This window comes from Thiohalophilus sp. (genome assembly GCF_046483665.1).
Classification (GTDB): Bacteria; Pseudomonadota; Gammaproteobacteria; order UBA6429; family Thiohalophilaceae; genus Thiohalophilus.
Map to the genome: position 1 here is coordinate 1 of NZ_JAWOCR010000028.1, position 15,863 is coordinate 15,863.

Annotated in this window: 17 protein-coding genes and 1 pseudogene; 17 read left to right on the plus strand and 1 reads right to left on the minus strand. The window is 48.5% G+C overall.

What is annotated here, in order from left to right; genetic code table 11:
- Together R6U90_RS06725 and R6U90_RS06730 are read left to right on the plus strand one after the other, a co-directional pair.
- Positions 1-969 (plus strand): IS256 family transposase (locus tag R6U90_RS06725; RefSeq protein WP_410351900.1); only part of this gene is annotated, 969 nt, incomplete at its 5' end.
- A 17-nt stretch (positions 970-986) separates the two neighbouring features.
- Positions 987-1,922: an alginate export family protein gene (locus R6U90_RS06730; RefSeq protein WP_410351901.1), complete on the plus strand. Its 936-nt coding sequence runs from the start codon at positions 987-989 to the stop codon at positions 1,920-1,922.
- 166 nt (positions 1,923-2,088) lie between these two features.
- Here the strand turns inward: R6U90_RS06730 and cynR are convergent, their stop codons facing one another.
- Complete coding sequence (gene cynR, locus R6U90_RS06735; RefSeq protein ID WP_410351902.1) at positions 2,089-3,105, minus strand: transcriptional regulator CynR; 1,017 nt, start codon at positions 3,103-3,105, stop codon at positions 2,089-2,091.
- Positions 3,106-3,425: 320 nt separating this feature from the next.
- Here cynR and R6U90_RS06740 point away from each other — a divergent pair, with 320 nt between their 5' ends.
- The 15 genes and pseudogenes from R6U90_RS06740 to R6U90_RS06810 all read left to right on the plus strand — a co-directional run bounded on the left by R6U90_RS06740 (position 3,426) and on the right by R6U90_RS06810 (position 15,587).
- Positions 3,426-4,079: a HupE/UreJ family protein gene (locus R6U90_RS06740; protein ID WP_410351903.1), complete on the plus strand. Its 654-nt coding sequence runs from the start codon at positions 3,426-3,428 to the stop codon at positions 4,077-4,079.
- A gap of 118 nt (positions 4,080-4,197) precedes the next feature.
- Positions 4,198-4,638: a cyanase gene (gene cynS, locus R6U90_RS06745; RefSeq protein ID WP_410351904.1), complete on the plus strand. Its 441-nt coding sequence runs from the start codon at positions 4,198-4,200 to the stop codon at positions 4,636-4,638.
- 64 nt (positions 4,639-4,702) lie between these two features.
- A complete protein-coding gene (locus R6U90_RS06750) occupies positions 4,703-5,551 on the plus strand; it encodes a methyltransferase domain-containing protein (protein WP_410351905.1) in 849 nt (282 codons plus the stop codon).
- 313 nt (positions 5,552-5,864) lie between these two features.
- A pseudogene (locus R6U90_RS06755) lies at positions 5,865-6,657 on the plus strand (SH3-like domain-containing protein).
- A gap of 39 nt (positions 6,658-6,696) precedes the next feature.
- Entirely contained in the window at positions 6,697-7,419 is a 723-nt protein-coding gene (scnC, locus tag R6U90_RS06760; RefSeq protein ID WP_410351906.1) for a thiocyanate hydrolase subunit gamma, read from the plus strand.
- Between the two features lie 19 nt (positions 7,420-7,438).
- Complete coding sequence (locus R6U90_RS06765; protein ID WP_410351907.1) at positions 7,439-7,861, plus strand: hypothetical protein; 423 nt, start codon at positions 7,439-7,441, stop codon at positions 7,859-7,861.
- Between the two features lie 146 nt (positions 7,862-8,007).
- Complete coding sequence (locus tag R6U90_RS06770) at positions 8,008-8,805, plus strand: ABC transporter ATP-binding protein (protein ID WP_410351908.1); 798 nt, start codon at positions 8,008-8,010, stop codon at positions 8,803-8,805.
- Between the two features lie 235 nt (positions 8,806-9,040).
- A complete protein-coding gene (locus R6U90_RS06775; protein WP_410351933.1) occupies positions 9,041-10,249 on the plus strand; it encodes an ABC transporter substrate-binding protein in 1,209 nt (402 codons plus the stop codon).
- The gene (locus R6U90_RS06780) at positions 10,246-11,070 is read left to right on the plus strand and encodes an ABC transporter permease (RefSeq protein WP_410351909.1); all 825 of its coding nucleotides are present in this window, start codon (positions 10,246-10,248) and stop codon (positions 11,068-11,070) included. Before R6U90_RS06775 ends, R6U90_RS06780 begins: the two co-directional genes overlap by 4 nt.
- Before the next feature lie 193 nt (positions 11,071-11,263).
- Positions 11,264-12,115 (plus strand): ABC transporter permease, encoded by an 852-nt coding sequence (locus tag R6U90_RS06785; protein ID WP_410351910.1) that lies wholly within the window; start codon positions 11,264-11,266, stop codon positions 12,113-12,115.
- Positions 12,116-12,288: 173 nt separating this feature from the next.
- Complete coding sequence (locus R6U90_RS06790; RefSeq protein WP_410351911.1) at positions 12,289-12,678, plus strand: DsrE/DsrF/DrsH-like family protein; 390 nt, start codon at positions 12,289-12,291, stop codon at positions 12,676-12,678.
- 47 nt (positions 12,679-12,725) lie between these two features.
- Positions 12,726-12,956 carry a sulfurtransferase TusA family protein gene (locus R6U90_RS06795; RefSeq protein WP_410351912.1) on the plus strand — a complete coding sequence of 77 codons (231 nt, stop codon included), beginning with the start codon at positions 12,726-12,728 and terminating at the stop codon, positions 12,954-12,956.
- An 82-nt stretch (positions 12,957-13,038) separates the two neighbouring features.
- Positions 13,039-14,172 carry an NAD(P)/FAD-dependent oxidoreductase gene (locus R6U90_RS06800; RefSeq protein WP_410351913.1) on the plus strand — a complete coding sequence of 378 codons (1,134 nt, stop codon included), beginning with the start codon at positions 13,039-13,041 and terminating at the stop codon, positions 14,170-14,172.
- 11 nt (positions 14,173-14,183) lie between these two features.
- Positions 14,184-14,615, plus strand: a complete 432-nt coding sequence (locus R6U90_RS06805; protein WP_410351914.1) for a hypothetical protein — start codon at positions 14,184-14,186, stop codon at positions 14,613-14,615.
- 150 nt (positions 14,616-14,765) lie between these two features.
- Positions 14,766-15,587, plus strand: coding sequence for a TIGR00282 family metallophosphoesterase (locus tag R6U90_RS06810; RefSeq protein ID WP_410351915.1), 822 nt, complete (start codon positions 14,766-14,768; stop codon positions 15,585-15,587).
- Positions 15,588-15,863 lie beyond the last annotated feature (276 nt).

Genomic DNA, 15,863 nt, shown 5'->3' on the forward strand with positions numbered 1-15,863 from the left:
CGGGCCGGGACCTTTGAGCCGCAGCTGGTCAAAAAGCACCATACGCATCTCACCGATGAGCTGGAACGCAAGGTCATTGCGTTATTTGCCCTGGGCATGAGCTATCAGGTCATCCGTAACCACATTGTCGATATGTACGGCATCTCGCTCTCTAATGGCACGATCAATGCCGTCACCGGCAAGCTCCTGCCCGAGCTGGCTGCCTGGCGGGAGCGGGAACTCGAAACGATCTATCCGATTGTCTGGCTCGACGCCATTCACTACAAAATCAAGGAGAACGGCCGGTATGTCAGCAAGGCCATCTACACCATCCTGGGCCTAAACATCGACGGCAAAAAAGAACTGCTGGGTCTCTATCTCTCCGATAACGAAGGCGCCCACCACTGGCTCAGCGTGCTGACTGACCTGCACAATCGAGGCGTCAAGGACATCCTGATTGCCTGCGTGGATGGTCTCAAGGGCTTCCCCGAGGCCATCGAAAGTCTCTACCCGCAGACCGAAATCCAGCACTGCATCATTCACCAGATCCGTAACTCGTTAAAGTATGTGGGCTCGAAAAATCACAAAGCCTTCATGGCCGATCTCAAAACCGTCTACAAGGCCGCCACGCTCAATGCCGCCGAAACGGCCCTGGACGAGCTGGAAGCCAAATGGGGCGACAAGTACCCGATGGTGATCCAGTCCTGGCGCAACAAATGGCCCACGCTGTCGGCCTACTTCAAATATCCGGACTACGTGCGCACCGCCATTTACACTACCAATGCGGTCGAGGCGGTGCACCGTCAGTTCCGCAAGCTGACAAAAACCAAGGGCGGCTTCGCCAATGAAAACAGCTTACTCAAGCTGCTCTATGCCGGTATACTCAAGGCCTCGGAGCGCTGGACGCACCCGGTACAAAATTGGAACCTGACCCTCTCGCAACTGGCGATTCACTTTGAGGGGCGGTTGGACAAACATATTAAGCTTTAAGCTTGTGACACAGAGTTTTGAACACCCTCCCGCCAACCAGTTTCAATACCGGAACTTATTCGCCTATTCTCGACCCAGAGGTAACTGAAGTCGACCAGGGTTTCATAAAATATGCTTCCGGCTCAACTGAAGTGAAATATGGCCGGCAGGTGATTGTTTTTGACAATCAACGATTTATTGGTGCTGTCGGGTGGCGACAGGACAGACAGACATTTGATGGCCTGAGTCTGAGTTTTTCGCCAATGGATGATATGCAAGTTAACTATGCCTATATCAGTAAACGAAATCGTATATTCGCCGAGGCTGCAGATATAGACGCCAAGGATAATCTGCTCCACGTAACCTATAAAACCCCTCTGGGGAAACTGAGTGGTTACGCGTATCTCCTCGAACAGGATAACAATACCGATAATGGCCATGATACGTATGGTCTGCGACTTGTAGGTGCGAAGGGTGCTGATAAAAAATACCTGTACACTCTGGAATATGCCACACAGGAGTCCAAGAGCGGCGGTACTGAAAATGATGCCGATTATGCACTTCTGGAAGGTGGAATGAAATTCAGTGGAATGACCGCAAAGATTGGCTATGAACTGCTGGGTTCGGATAGTGGTGCTTATGGTTTCTCCACGCCGCTGGCAACCGTGCATGCATTCAATGGTTGGTCAGACCAGTTTCTATCCACCCCTGCACAGGGTCTCGCGGATCTTTATGCCTCTCTGGGCGGAAAATTCGGCGGCGGAAAGTGGCTTGCGATTTATCACGACTTCAGTGCGGATGAGTCAACCGCAACGATTGATGATCTCGGCAGTGAAATCAATCTTCTGTACGCGAAAAAGTTCGGGAAAACTTATACGGCCGGTGTTAAATATGCCACTTATTCTGCAGGCGACACGGCAGCTGGCAAAGTGGATACAGACAAGCTGTGGGTATGGGGGCAGATGAACTTTTGATATAGCGTATGTCAGAAGTCAGGTGTAGCTGCTGCAAATAGCTGTACCGGGTTTCTCCCACCTGAGTCGGGGCAGATAGAGAAAGGTGATCTGTTCCCGGCTCAGTTTTTGCGCTTTGCACTGTCAGATTGATTTGACCCGGGTCTGTATTGTTGTTTTGTCTCGCTTATAGCGCCTTATCGTTGGCGAGGACAGTTTCGGTATCAGATTTATCAGCAGTACTGGAGTCAATTGATGGGGAGAGTCGCGACTTTTGGCCTGACATTGACTGGCAACGTGAAGCGGACCATTCCGACGCCAGCTCCTCAAAGGCCTGGCATGCCGGGCTTTTATTCATCTCTTTGCGGTAGATCAGGCTGACCGCGTGGTGGGGAAGTTCCGGTAGTATAGATATCGATTCGAGCCCATGCTGGTCGCAGGCAATTGTATCAGGAAGTATGGTAGCGATATTCCCAAGCCTGATCATTTCAATAATAACACTAAGAGAAGTGGCTTCGACAGCGACATGCGGTGTAATACCGTGTTCAAGACAATACTGATCGATGTGTGATCGAACAGCGTAATTAGTATTGAATAATACGAGAGGCTCCTGTTCCAGCGCATGCTTGCTAAGAGGCGCTTTTTTACCGGCAAGCGGGTGATGCTGACCAAATGTGATACTGAGTGTTTCAGTAAACAGTGTCTGGCTGTCGGTTATCCCAGGATACCCCTCGGTTGTAAGGGTGCTGCTGAAGGCAATACCAATATCAACATGGTCACCGACCAGGGCATCTTTCATATCATTCTGGGGCATTTCAAGTGTGTTGACGGTAATTCCAGGGTAGCGTTCATTGAATTGCACCAGCAATGGAATAGCCAGATAGTCGGTAATAGGTGTCATTGCTATGCGAAGGTGTCCACGGCTCAGATCTTTAAGTGCGTGAATTGCACGCTTTGCTTCATCAAGTTCTTTCAATGCGCGCCGCGCGTGATGTAAATAGACCTCCCCGGCGGGAGTCAGTTTGACGTGACGACCTGTACGATCCAGTAACTGTATATTCAGCAAATCCTCCAGCTGTTTAATTTGCTGAGACAGCGAAGGTTGAGAGACATACAGGGCCTCGGCCGCGCGGGTAAAACTCTGATGTTCTGCGACCGCGAGCAGATAGTGTACTGAGCGTGGAAAGATGCTGTTACGAGCCATAGCCTACTCCTATAGGGCTCATCGGAATTTAGTCTTGGTAAACAATCATCGCATCGTACATAGTTTAGTTCAACAATGCTTGATTTTCGTAAAATCGTGCATCTCGCATCATGGCAATGGTGTTGGCCGCAAGATTGTGAACGAATGTTACATCGTTATATTAGAAATTATTGATATAAGAGGCGGTGAGAATAGGTAATGAAACTCGATTCCAGAAAGTTTTATCGCTATGCCGAATAACAATAGTTTATATACATGCAGTCAAAATTGGCTGAATACTGAGTCGGGCAATACAGTAGTTAACAGTGAGGACATTTGATATGAAGATCGCAAACAATATCCAGAAAAACCCTTTGCACGGAGCTTTTGCGTTTATCGGCGGCTTGTTGATGATAATCTCATCGCCCGCATTTGCGCATCATCCTATGGGTGGAATGACACCGGAGACCTTCAGTCAGGGAATGCTTTCCGGATTGGGTCATCCAATCATCGGTCTTGACCACTTCGCATTCCTCATCGTGGCCATTTTGCTGGCCTGTGCATTGAAAGGGGCAGCGCGGTACCTGGTTCCGGTTGTATTTATTGGCGCCACGGTTGGCGGGACCATGTTACATGTTGGTGCGGCAAATATTCCCATGGCTGAAATGTTGGTCGCACTGACAGTTGTGGTTGGTGGCGTACTGCTGGTGACACGCCATTACCTCGGTGCTTTGGTGCTTGGCGCTGTCTTTGCAGTCAGTGGTGTATTGCACGGCTATGCATACGGTGAAGCAATTATTGGTGCCGAGACCACACCGCTTCTCGCTTATCTGGCCGGGTTTGCAATTATTCAGTACGCCCTGATCGCAGGTGGTGTATTTGGCCTTGAGAAACTGGCTGCACACTCTGAAAAAGCCCGGGCAGTTGCTGCACGAATTGGCAGCATGGCGGCATTGCTCACCGGCGGCCTGTTTTTCGTCCAGAGTCTTGCCTGAGAAAATGATGGGATCGCCGAGCCGAGGGGGCGATAGCCCCCCGGTTCTTCAATAAAACAAAATAAGCCGCTGTAATCAGAGTTGGCGCAAAGCGATCAATCAATACAAGACAAGCCGAATGAATAAAACCGAGATGAAAGAGAGCATACTTCAGGCCAAATTTGATAAGAACCTGAAATGGGTGGATTTGGCAGAAGCAGCAGGTTTATCACCCGAATTCACATGTTCAGCATGTCTGGGTATGAATCATCTCGAAAAGAAGAGTGCAGACGCGGTCGCAAGCTTGCTTGACATGGGTAGTGAGTTATCCGATGCCTTGCAGAAGTTTCCAAACAAAGTATGGGAACAGAAAGTTCCTACTGATCCGGTTATATATCGCTGGTATGAAATAGTAGGGGTGTATGGTGAAACTATTAAGGAAATGATAAGCGAAAAATTTGGCGATGGCATCATGAGTGCGATTGATTTTAGTATGAATATTGAAAAACAGGAAGATCCAAAAGGTGATCGTGTGATCGTCACCTTGAATGGGAAATTCCTGCCGTATAAGACATGGTAGGAGAAGTAGTAAACATCACGGATTGTTTTAGCAATACGTAAACGAACACTAGAGGTAGATTACATTGCCCGATCCGCACCGTTTTGTTAATGAGCTGGATGAAGAGTCTCACGAACGCCTGATTGGCAGGCTGGAGAGCCGCGCAAAAGTTCCAGTTTTTGCGAATCTTTTTGACAAATATGTTGAGCAAATAGATTTACCAAGCTCAGCCAGGATACTCGAGGTTGGTTGTGGTACCGGGGTGATATTAAGAAACCTTGTGCAACGTATGAATTTTAGCGGTAGCGCTACAGGTGTTGATCAGTGCAAAGCATTTATTGACGCGGCAAACAAATATGCAGAACAGGAAAGTATAACGGCAGAGCTGGATTTTCAGGTTGGGGATATACACAACCTTAGTTTTGATGATGCCGTGTTTGACCTGGTCATTGCGCATACAGTCATAAGTCATGTGACAGAGCCTGTACAGGTGCTCGCCGAGATGGCGCGTGTAGTCCGCCCGGGGGGTATAGTTGCAATATTTGATGGTGATTACGCCTCATTGACCTATGCATATCCCGATCATGGGTTTGGGCAGAAAATGGATAATGCCCTGGCAACAACAACATTCAACAATCCGAGAATTATGCGTGATTTACCACGATTATTGCCGGATATGGATCTCGAGCTGAAGTCAGCATGGGGCGATGCAGTGGTCGAGATAGGTGACGGAAGTTACTTCAAAACCTTTGCCGAAACCTATGTTCCGTATGTGAAAAATGCAGGCCTGTTTTCAGAACAGACTGTAAAAATATGGCTTAACGAGCAATACAGAGCGATGGAGAATGGAACCTTTTTCGCGGCTTGTAACTACTATACATATCTTGTCAGAAAAGTATCGGGTCCGTATCCGGTGCCGACAGCAAGTGTGTGATTTGTTCGAAAGATAAACGCGGACCGGAAACGTAAGCCTGGTGCGCAGTTTGCCCTGAACCAGGTAAACATAGTCAGCGCCTATAGGGCTTATCAGTATTTAGTCTTGGTAAACAGACTGGCCATGAGCCATAGTGAAATCGTAATCCAGACAAGCGTGAAGTTTATATATGAAAGGTATATAGATGAGAGTGAAAAAAGAGGAGTGATTCTGTTTTTTATTCAGTGAATAACGATATTAGTATATTCGCGGATGTTTATAGAGTAACAGGCCATGGCCGAGATGCTCAATAGCAACAGAGGAGTCAATAACAATGTCATCGTCTACGAGAGAAGAAGTGCTCCGGCACATCAGTACTGTCGGTCTTATGCAACCTGCATTGCACAAGCAAACGCATGCCCCGTCCCCGGATGAAATCGACCATACACTCTGGCGTGCATATATACGCACCCCGCATGATGTGGGTGGTGAGCCCGACGTGCCGATTGTCTGGGAAGAGAAGGAAGAAGAACAGTGGGAGCTGAATACCTTCGCAACCTGTGAATGTCTTGCCTGGCGCGGCGTATGGACTGCTGAAGAGCGACGCCGCAAGCAGAATGTTGATGTTGGTCAGACGCAATATCTGGGATTGCCATATTACGGTCGGTGGTTGCTTACAGCTGCAAGAATCCTGATCGATAAGCAGTACTGCACACTGCCCGAACTTGTAGACAAAATTGAAGAGGTGAAAAAGCGCAATGGCTAAACCTGTTTATGATAGAGAACACCACGCCAAAATGGCGACCGGTATCGGTGACCCGCAATGTTTTAAAGGCATGGCCGGAAAGCCGAAATTTAAAGTAGGCGATCGCGTACGAATCAAGGATCTGCCGGACATTTTCTATACGCGCACCATGACGTATACGCGCGGCGCGGTAGGCACTGTCACCGAACTGGTCTATGAGAGTCCGGCTGCCGAAGATGAAGCTTTTGGTAACGAGGATGATCCTGTCTGGTTTTACAGTGTTGCATTCAAGCAGAAAGAACTCTGGCCTGAGTACAGCGACACGTATGAAAATGACACGTTAGAGACCGAGTTTCCCGAGCGCTATCTCGAGTCTGCTTAACGTTGCAATCAGACATTATTGAATCAAGAGGAACCACAAATGTCAGATCACGATCACAATCACGACCATAGCCATAAACCGGCACCGATGGTCGAAGAAGTCAGCGATTTTGAAATTCTCGAAGCGGCAGTTCGCGAGCTCGCAATTGAAAAGGGGCTGTTTTCAGCCGAAGACCACCGGGTATGGACCGAATATGTTCACACGCTTGGACCGCTGCCTGCCGCCCGCCTGGTTGCCAAAGCCTGGCTGGACGAGGAATACAAGAAGTTGTGCGAAAAAGACGGCGTTGAGGCAAGCAAGGCAGTGGGTGTTGACTGGGTGACCAGTCCGCCGACCCAGTTCGGGACTCCCAGTGACTATTGTAATTTGCGTGTCCTGGTTGATACACCAAAACTCAAGCATGTTGTTGTGTGTACTCTGTGCTCATGCTATCCGCGTCCGATTCTGGGACAGTCACCTGAATGGTATCGGACCCCGAACTACCGTCGTCGTCTTGTCCGCTGGCCACGTCAAGTCCTCGCAGAATTTGGACTGCAGTTACCCCCTGAAGTACAGGTCAGAGTCGCGGATTCCAACCAGAAAACTCGCTATATCGTGATGCCGGTTCGCCCGGAAGGCACAGAGGGCTGGACTGAAGATCAGCTCGCAGAGATTGTCACACGTGACTGTCTGATTGGTGTGGCAGTACCCAAGCCGGGTATTACCTCAAATGCAAAACGGCCGATTCGCAAAGCAATTAATCCGGTCCAGCATGACCATTAATGAAAGTAAGGAGTGAGCCATGAACGCTTCGATGAAAGATGGTAATGGTAGTCAAGAAGATTACGTAATCGACACGACGCCGATTCCGTTGCTGCAGGAGATTTTATCCAGAGGCAAGGTGTGGGAAGACTTGTCGACACAGTATGGGGTAACCAATCCGGATCCACCGTGGAAAATTACCCTGGAAACAACCTGTGATCTTCTTGCAGCAGATTCATGTGTTAAACCGTATGAGGAAGTCGACACTGATACCTGTGCATTACCATCTCTCGAGCGTCGTGCCGAAGAGGACGAATTGTCGGAAACGATTTACGAAGACGTTCCTTTCCCTGAGCGGCAGTTGCTGGCGCTGGCACACTCCATGATCAAGCGGGGTTTGCTGGATGAGAATGAACTTGCCGGCCGTATGGCGGATCTTGAAAAACGATTTAACAGTGCTTGATTATCAATAGTAAATGAAGTTTTTCAGTAAGGTCATGCGCTAAAGCAAGTTTGTTGTCCTATTTCAAGGCCGGGAATGAAAGTAAATTGATTAACGCTGTGTACCCTCGTGGTGATAGCAAAAACGATTAGTCAGAGGTTAAGTAGATGTCGATACGTGGAACAGAGATCAAGATAGAGGGGCTTACGCATCGTTATAATGCCAAGAGTCCATTAACCTTTAATAAGGTTGATCTGGTGTCCCCTCCCGGGGAAGCGCTGGCAATAATCGGCCGGTCAGGCTGCGGGAAATCTACACTTCTGCATATTCTGGCCGGTGTCCTGAAGCCGACTGAGGGAAGAGCGCTGCTGAACGGCAAGTCTGTCGAAGCGCCTTCTCCGCGCTGGGTTATGATGTTCCAGGCCCCGCACCTGTTTCCGTGGATGACAGTTAGGGAGAATGTCGGAGTTGGCCTGACATTCGCGCGCTGGACAAAAAAAGAAATCCAGAAACGCGTCAACGAAGCAATCGAACTTGTTGAGCTCCAGCCTCATGTCGACTCCAATGTTCAGGATCTTTCTGGTGGACAGCAGCAACGTGTCGCCCTGGCGCGATCTCTGGTTATGGAGCCGGAACTACTGTTACTGGATGAGCCGTTTTCCGCACTTGATGCTTTTACCCGAGCGTCGCTTCAGAAAGACGTCCGTGCGATTGCCAAAAGGCTGGGCTTCAATATTGTCATTGTCACTCACGACATTGACGAAGCCATCATTATGGCGGATCGCGCGGTGATTATGGCAGGTTCCCCGGGAAATATTGTTCACAAACTTGATGTTGATCTTCCCGACCCGAGAGAACGCCAGGACCCTTCAGTACAGGAATTGCGTTCACGCCTGATGACAACATTCGAACAGGCCGCTCATGGCGGAGGCGGCGCTTCAACTGCTGTGGCAGCTGGGCAGTAAATCTGTATGTAAGTAAAAGTAAGAGCCAGGATGCATGTGGCATAAGCTGTAGTACCTACAAGACAAAATGCGTAAGCATTATTTAGGAGACAGAGACATGGCTAAGAAAAGAGTAGAACGACGCGGTGGCAATAAAATCGTCGGCAAACCGCTTGACTACAAAAAGCATGGTGACGGCATTGATGATCCCAACCTCAAGCTGGACTATGACCCGCGTTTTAGCAACGGACTGGGTATGGGAATCAGTCGCCGTAACCTCGTCAAAGCAGGCGCGGCTGTCGCCGGCCTCAGTAGCATGGGTGCGATGTCATCGCTTTTAGCACAGGAGAAACTCGCGGCCAAAGTCTTTGATCCAGTCATCAGAATCGGTTATATCCCGATTACAGATGCGGCTGCACTGCTTGCAGCCCATGAGCTGGGTTATTTCAAGGATGAAGGTCTTGAATCCGTCAGACCAACCCTTATTCGTGGCTGGTCACCCCTGGTCGAAGCATTTGCATCTCACCGCTTCAATCTGACCCATTTGCTTGCTCCAATTCCTATCTGGATGCGCTACAACAACAATTATCCGGTCAAAGTTACCGCCTGGGATCATACCAACGGTTCGGCAATGGTTGTTCACAAGAATAGCGGCATCAAATCTCCCAAAGATATGGGAGGAAAGCAATTCGCGATGCCGTACTGGTATTCCATGCATAACATTGTCTCGCAAATGCTACTGAAAGAGCATGGGATCAAACCGGTGATACGCCCGCAAAATGCAGAGCTTGCAGAGGATGAATGTAACTTCCTCGTGTTGAACCCGCCTGATATGCCGCCGGCTCTCGCGTCTCGCCAGATCGATGGTTACTGTGTTGCTGAGCCGTTCTGTGCCATGGGTGAACTCAGGGCTCAGGGTGAAATACTGCGCTTCAATGGTGACATCTGGAAAAATCACCCTTGCTGTGTTGTCGCCATGCATGAACAGGATGCGATGGATCCCGAGAGAGCGGAATGGTCGCAAAAAGTTCATAACGCAATCGTTCGCGCACAGCTTTATCTTGGCGATAACCGCAAAGAAATGGCGCAAATCTTTTCGAAAGATGGCAAGAAGTATATGCCATTCCCGGCAGAAGTTATCGAGCGTGCAATGATGTTCTATGATCCGGCTTACTATAAGAACCCGCATGCGATCCAGAATCTGGATTGGGAACAAGACCGGATTAATTTCACAGGCTGGCCTTATCCGTCTGCAACGAACCGCATAGTCGACGAACTGAAACAGACTATTGTCACTGGTGACACTAAATTCCTGGAAGGCCTCAGCAAGGAGCATGTTGTCAATGATCTGTTCCAGTATGACTACATTAAATCTGCGCTGGAGAAGTATCCCGAGTGGACGAAAGGACTCGGCTATGCAGAAGGTGAGGATCCCTTTGTAAGGGAGGAGGTAATTAAGGTATGAATGTACCTGCTAAGCCAGCAACCATGACCAGTGGGGGGGTTGTCGGATTCTTCAGGAATCCGATGGTTGCCCGGCTTGGTTGGGCGATTTCTGGTCTCGGTATTTTGGCCGCACTCTGGCTCGTGTTTGGCTACTATATCGAGCAGAATCCGAATACCCGAACGTTTTCGAAATTCGGATTGATACCAACCTTGCAGGCGTTTCCCGAGCTGTTGGAAATCGGTAAGTTACAAACAGCAGTAGCTGTCAGTATGCATCGTCTGAGTGAAGGTTTGCTCATCGCAATCCTGGTGGGAATACCGCTTGGCATCGTGGTGGGGAGAAATAAACGTTTTCGTGAACTGACCAATTCACCTTTCCAGTTTATTCGTATGGTCAGCCCGTTATCCTGGATGCCCATAGTTGTCTATGTGTTTTCAGAGTGGCATGGATCGATAGTATTTCTTCTCGCAATAGCGGCTGTGTGGCCGGTCATGTTCTCGACGGCGGCAGGCCTGGCAAAGGTTGATCCAGCATGGTTTATGGTTGCCCGTAACCTGGGTGCAAAGCCGCTGCACATGCTGACTCGAATAATCATTCCGGCTATAACGTTCGATATCCTGTCGGGTTTGCGTCTTGCTCTCGGCGTGGCATGGATTGTGCTAATCCCTGCTGAATATTTGGGTGTGACAACGGGTCTTGGTTATTCGATACAAGACTCACGCGAAACCTTGTCATACGACCATCTGACAGCAATTGTGGTTACGATTGGTGTTATCGGGTATACGCTTGATACTTTGTTAGTTGTGCTAATCAGGCGGTTTAGTTGGCATCGCGGATAAATATTTCATCTGGACGTTAAATATATGCAGAGTCAATAAAGTAACGAATTTGTCTGCGCGGGTTCCCGGCTTTGAGTATAAGGGAACGCAGAATGAAAGCAGGAAATCAAATGAAGATTATGCACAAGATAAAACACGGATTAAATATTATGGAGCTACCTCTGTGCGCTGTTAAAACGAAGGTGGGTGTTTAATGAATGCTGTCGTACCTGAAGTGAAGAAAGGAAGTGCAGGCAACTATGTATTTGGCCCGCAAATGTATTACCTTCTCAATTGCACTATGTGTGGCGTGGGTAATTTTATTGTCGGGCTGGGAGCGCTTTTCGCAATATGGTGGGCAACCGTCTATGTGATAACACTGAATCCTGATTATTCGCATTATGCCAACTTTGGTCTAATCCCGGCATTTCAGGCCATGCCTGATTTATGGATGCGCGGCACCATTCCTGATGCCCTTGTCAACAGCATGTATCGTCTCGGGATGGGGCTTATGTATGCCATTGCCATTGGGGTACCGGTTGGCATCATGATAGGCCGTATTTTGTGGGCCAAGAAGCTGTCCAATGTGCCATTCCAGTTTGTAAGAATGATAAGCCCATTATCCTGGGAGCCAATCGCGGTAGTCGCTTTCACGACATGGAATGATGCGATTATTTTCCTGGTCACTATCGCTGCCGTATGGCCTATTGTGTATTCCACGGCGGCCGGACTGGAAAAGGTCGATCCAAACTGGTTCAAGGTTGCCCGTAATCTTGGCGCGAATCCATGGCATATCCTGAAGACGATTATAATGCCTGCAATTGCGTTTGATGTTCTCACCGGTATACGGCTCGCCCTGGGTGTTGCCTGGATTGTTATTGTTCCCGCGGAATTTCTTGGCGTCACGTCCGGTTTCGGTTATGCAATTCAGGATGCTCGCGAGGGAATGACTTACGATAATCTTATGGCGATGATTCTTGTAATCGGGGCAGTAGGCTATATTCTGGATAGTATCTGCGTAATCCTTATCAAGAAGTTCTCATGGGTCAAGGACGCAAAAGACTGAGAAACTGATATTTAGATACGATACCCGGAAACATACACTACTGGTGTACGGCCAATTGTAAGTGGAAATAACAGATTGAGTTGTAACTGGTGGAATTGTAGGACGGGATAAAATTTGCAAACAATCGAATGGATATAATCCATTCTGGAATAAGGATGAGAGGTAAGGCTGTTATGCCACAAAAGATAAGTATCATATGTACGACCGGTTCGCGTGAAAAGCTGCAGATGGCAGCGATGATCGCTTCAGTAGCCGCGTCTACAGGAGAGGATGTATCTGTGTTTTTATCAATGAATGCCCTGACCTTTTTTGTGAAAGGTCGCAGTGAGGAGGCATCCGTGGAAGGAGAGCTCGGAGAGCTCATGGATCAGAAAGGTGTTCCGCCGTTCAAACAGCTTTTTCAACAAGCCGTTGAGCTGGGTGATGCCAGGTTGCTGCCCTGTTCTATGGCAATGGATTTGCTCAAGATTACACAGGATGATCTGGATTCAGAAGTCGGCCCTGCAACAGGACTAACACGCTATCTGAGTGATACCGAGGGCGGCCAGGTGTTTACGTTTTGATGGCATATGCAAAGTAATCTGAAACGTAATCTGAATGGAGAAGTACAATGAGTGATATCAAGACTATAGATGCGCGTGACACATTTTGTCCCGGGCCACTGATGGAACTAATTACCTACATGAAACAGGCGAATGTTGGCGATACCCTGGAGCTTTTGTCTACAGATGAAGGTTCCGGAGCAGATGTGCCTGAGTGGGTAAACAAGGTAGGGCACGAACTGCTGAGTAATGAAAAAATCGATGGTGTTTGGCATATCAAAATTCGCAAGGCCAAATAGCAGGTTTGACACGAACCAGTTCGTATGCATGAAACTCGCGACCATGTAAATCCTGATTTTTTATGTCAGGCAGGAGAATAAAATGAGAATCTTGATTGTCGGTGGTGGAACCGGCGGTACCATTCTGGCTAATAATCTGGCTCGACGTCTTTCCAGCGAGATTCGTTCTAACAAGGTGCATATTACCCTGTTGTCTGCATCAGACAAACATATGTATCAACCCGGGCTTTTGTATGTCGCTTTTGGGCAGATGACCCCTGACCAGTTATATCGAGATGAAAGATCTCTGCTCGAGCCTGCAATCAATTTTCATGTTGATCCTGTGGAGGAGTTCAAGCTGGACGAGGAGTGCGTTGTTACAAAAAGCGGAAAAACGCATGAATACGACATTCTGGTAATTGCTACCGGATCACGCATCGTCCCTGAACAAATACCTGGTATGACTGAGGGTGCCGAGACCTTTTATACCGAGGCGTCTGCGGTCAAGATGTTCAAGAAGCTACGCGAGATTGAAGAAGGTACGGTTGCCGTTGTTGTCGGTGTCCCGCATAAATGTCCGATTGCTCCCGTTGAACTGATTTTCTCTTTGCATGATTACTTCAAGGCGAGGGGGATACGCGACAAGATTAACATCAAGTACCATTATCCTATTGGACGGATACATACAATCGAGAATGTCGCCAAATGGGCGAAACCCGAATTCGAACGCATGGGGATCGAGTATGAAACACTGTTCAATGTCAAAGAAGTCGATGCTGAAAACCAGATTGTAAGAAGTGAAGAGGAAACTGAAACCAAATACGATATGCTGATTGCCATTCCGCCGCATTCCGGCATGGAGGTTATCGAGAAAAGCAATCTTGGCGACGGCGGCTGGATTCCAACAAACCGTCACAGGCTAACGATGAATGGTCATGACAACGTATATGTTCTCGGTGACACCACAAACCTTCCAGTCAGTAAAACCGGATCAGCGGCGCATTTCGAAGCAGAAGTTGTTGCCGAAAATATTGCATCGATCATCAAGATCGGTACGCCTGTCCGTGATTATGATGGCAAGGTGTATTGCTTCATCGAGACAGGACATGATAGTGCAACACATGCGATGTTTAATTACAAAAATCCGCCTGATTTGAAACCTTCATCCAAACCTATGCACTGGTTCAAGATGGCTTACAACCAGATGTACTGGACCAGCGTTCGCGGATTACTTTAAAGGCCTGACTAATGACTACAGAAACCGAAACACGCGTTGAAGATATCAGTAGCGAAGAGCTGCAAGGGCTTGTTGAAATAGCGAACCTGATTGGCGCAGCCCGGGATGCGATGTCTGATGAAATTATAACCAGAATCGCAGGGACAATGAGTGAAGGTCTGAATCTGCTTGACCGCCTGACTCGAAACGAAGGATTGATGCGACTTCTTCAGGTGCTTGACCGTCCTGACAGTCAGAATCTGCTGATTGCTCTTTCAGAGGCGATTAATGCAACCAGCCAGGATATCGCTGCAGCTCCGCCGGCGAAAGGCGGCCTGGGTTGTATGATGCGGGTTGCTCGTGATCCGGGGACCCAGGAAGGCATTCGCATGCTTGCCATGATCGGCAAATACATGAGCCAAAGTTTGCGCGACCAGCATCACCAGGGAAATCAATTCACATAATAATAACAGGTTATGGTGTTTAACCGGATTATCTGACGCGGTACAGACATGTATATTGCCGGATAAAACCGGTTTTCTTCCTGGCCTGTTGTCAAAATGCTATTGCAAGGTGTATAAAATAACCTGTTTTAAGATACTGGATTATCTTGCATGCATGTGCTTTTTATTGGTGATGTTGTTGGAGAACCCGGATTTCGTGCGATAGCTACATACTTGCCACATCTGGTCAGTAAGTATGATGTTGAGCTCGTTATTGCGAATGCGGAAAACATTGCTGATGGAAATGGTGTAACTCGCTCCACGGCAAACGCTTTGTTTGAGCATGGCGTAGATGTTCTCACTAACGGTAATCACGCCTGGGACAAAAAAGAAGCGCTTGATTACATAAAATCCGAACCCCGTCTTCTTCGGCCGCACAACTATCCTGCAGGAACTCCGGGAAGTGGCTGGTGCATCTTTACGACGAAACACGGTCATAAAGTCGGCATATTAAACCTTCTTGGAAATCTATTTATGCCAGGAGATCTGGCCTGCCCTTTTGCTACGGCCCTCCAGGCACTGGAACAAAAGCCCGAGGATGTTAAGGTTATCATCGTGGATGTTCATGCCGAAGTCGCCAGCGAAAAAATCGGAATGGGCTGGTACCTCGATGGGAAAGTGTCGGCTGTGGTGGGTACCCATACTCACGTTCCGACTGCCGATGAGCGCATATTGCCAAAAGGCACCGGCTATATCACTGATGTAGGCATGAGCGGTTGCTACGACTCGATTGTTGGACTGGATACCCAAAAAATGCTCAATCGTTTGATAGATAAGCAACCGGAATCAATGTCGGTTGCCGAGGGCAAGGCGACATTATGTGCGGTCATGCTGGACATCGATGAGATAAGCGGACGTTGTCGCGAAATATTCCGACTTCGCGTTGCTGAATCTGATATGGATAGCGGAATGGACGAACTCAGACTGGTCTGATTGCACGCACTCGTCCGAATGATCAGACTTTGACTTCCAAATACGCATTTTGAATACCCGTCGATTTTCCCGGATAGCCTGGATCAACGAATAACGCGAGCGATTCAGATCCTGCCGGTGTCGGCTCGATCCGCTTCGCCTGGTCCCCCTGCGAAGGGTGATCAGGTATGGGTAACTTTTATCTGGTCAGCAGCCGATAATAAAAACTGCGTTGCGCAGGGTGTGGCGCGCCTTTCTGTCCGGCATGAATTCTATTCATGACGGGGGCGGGATTTT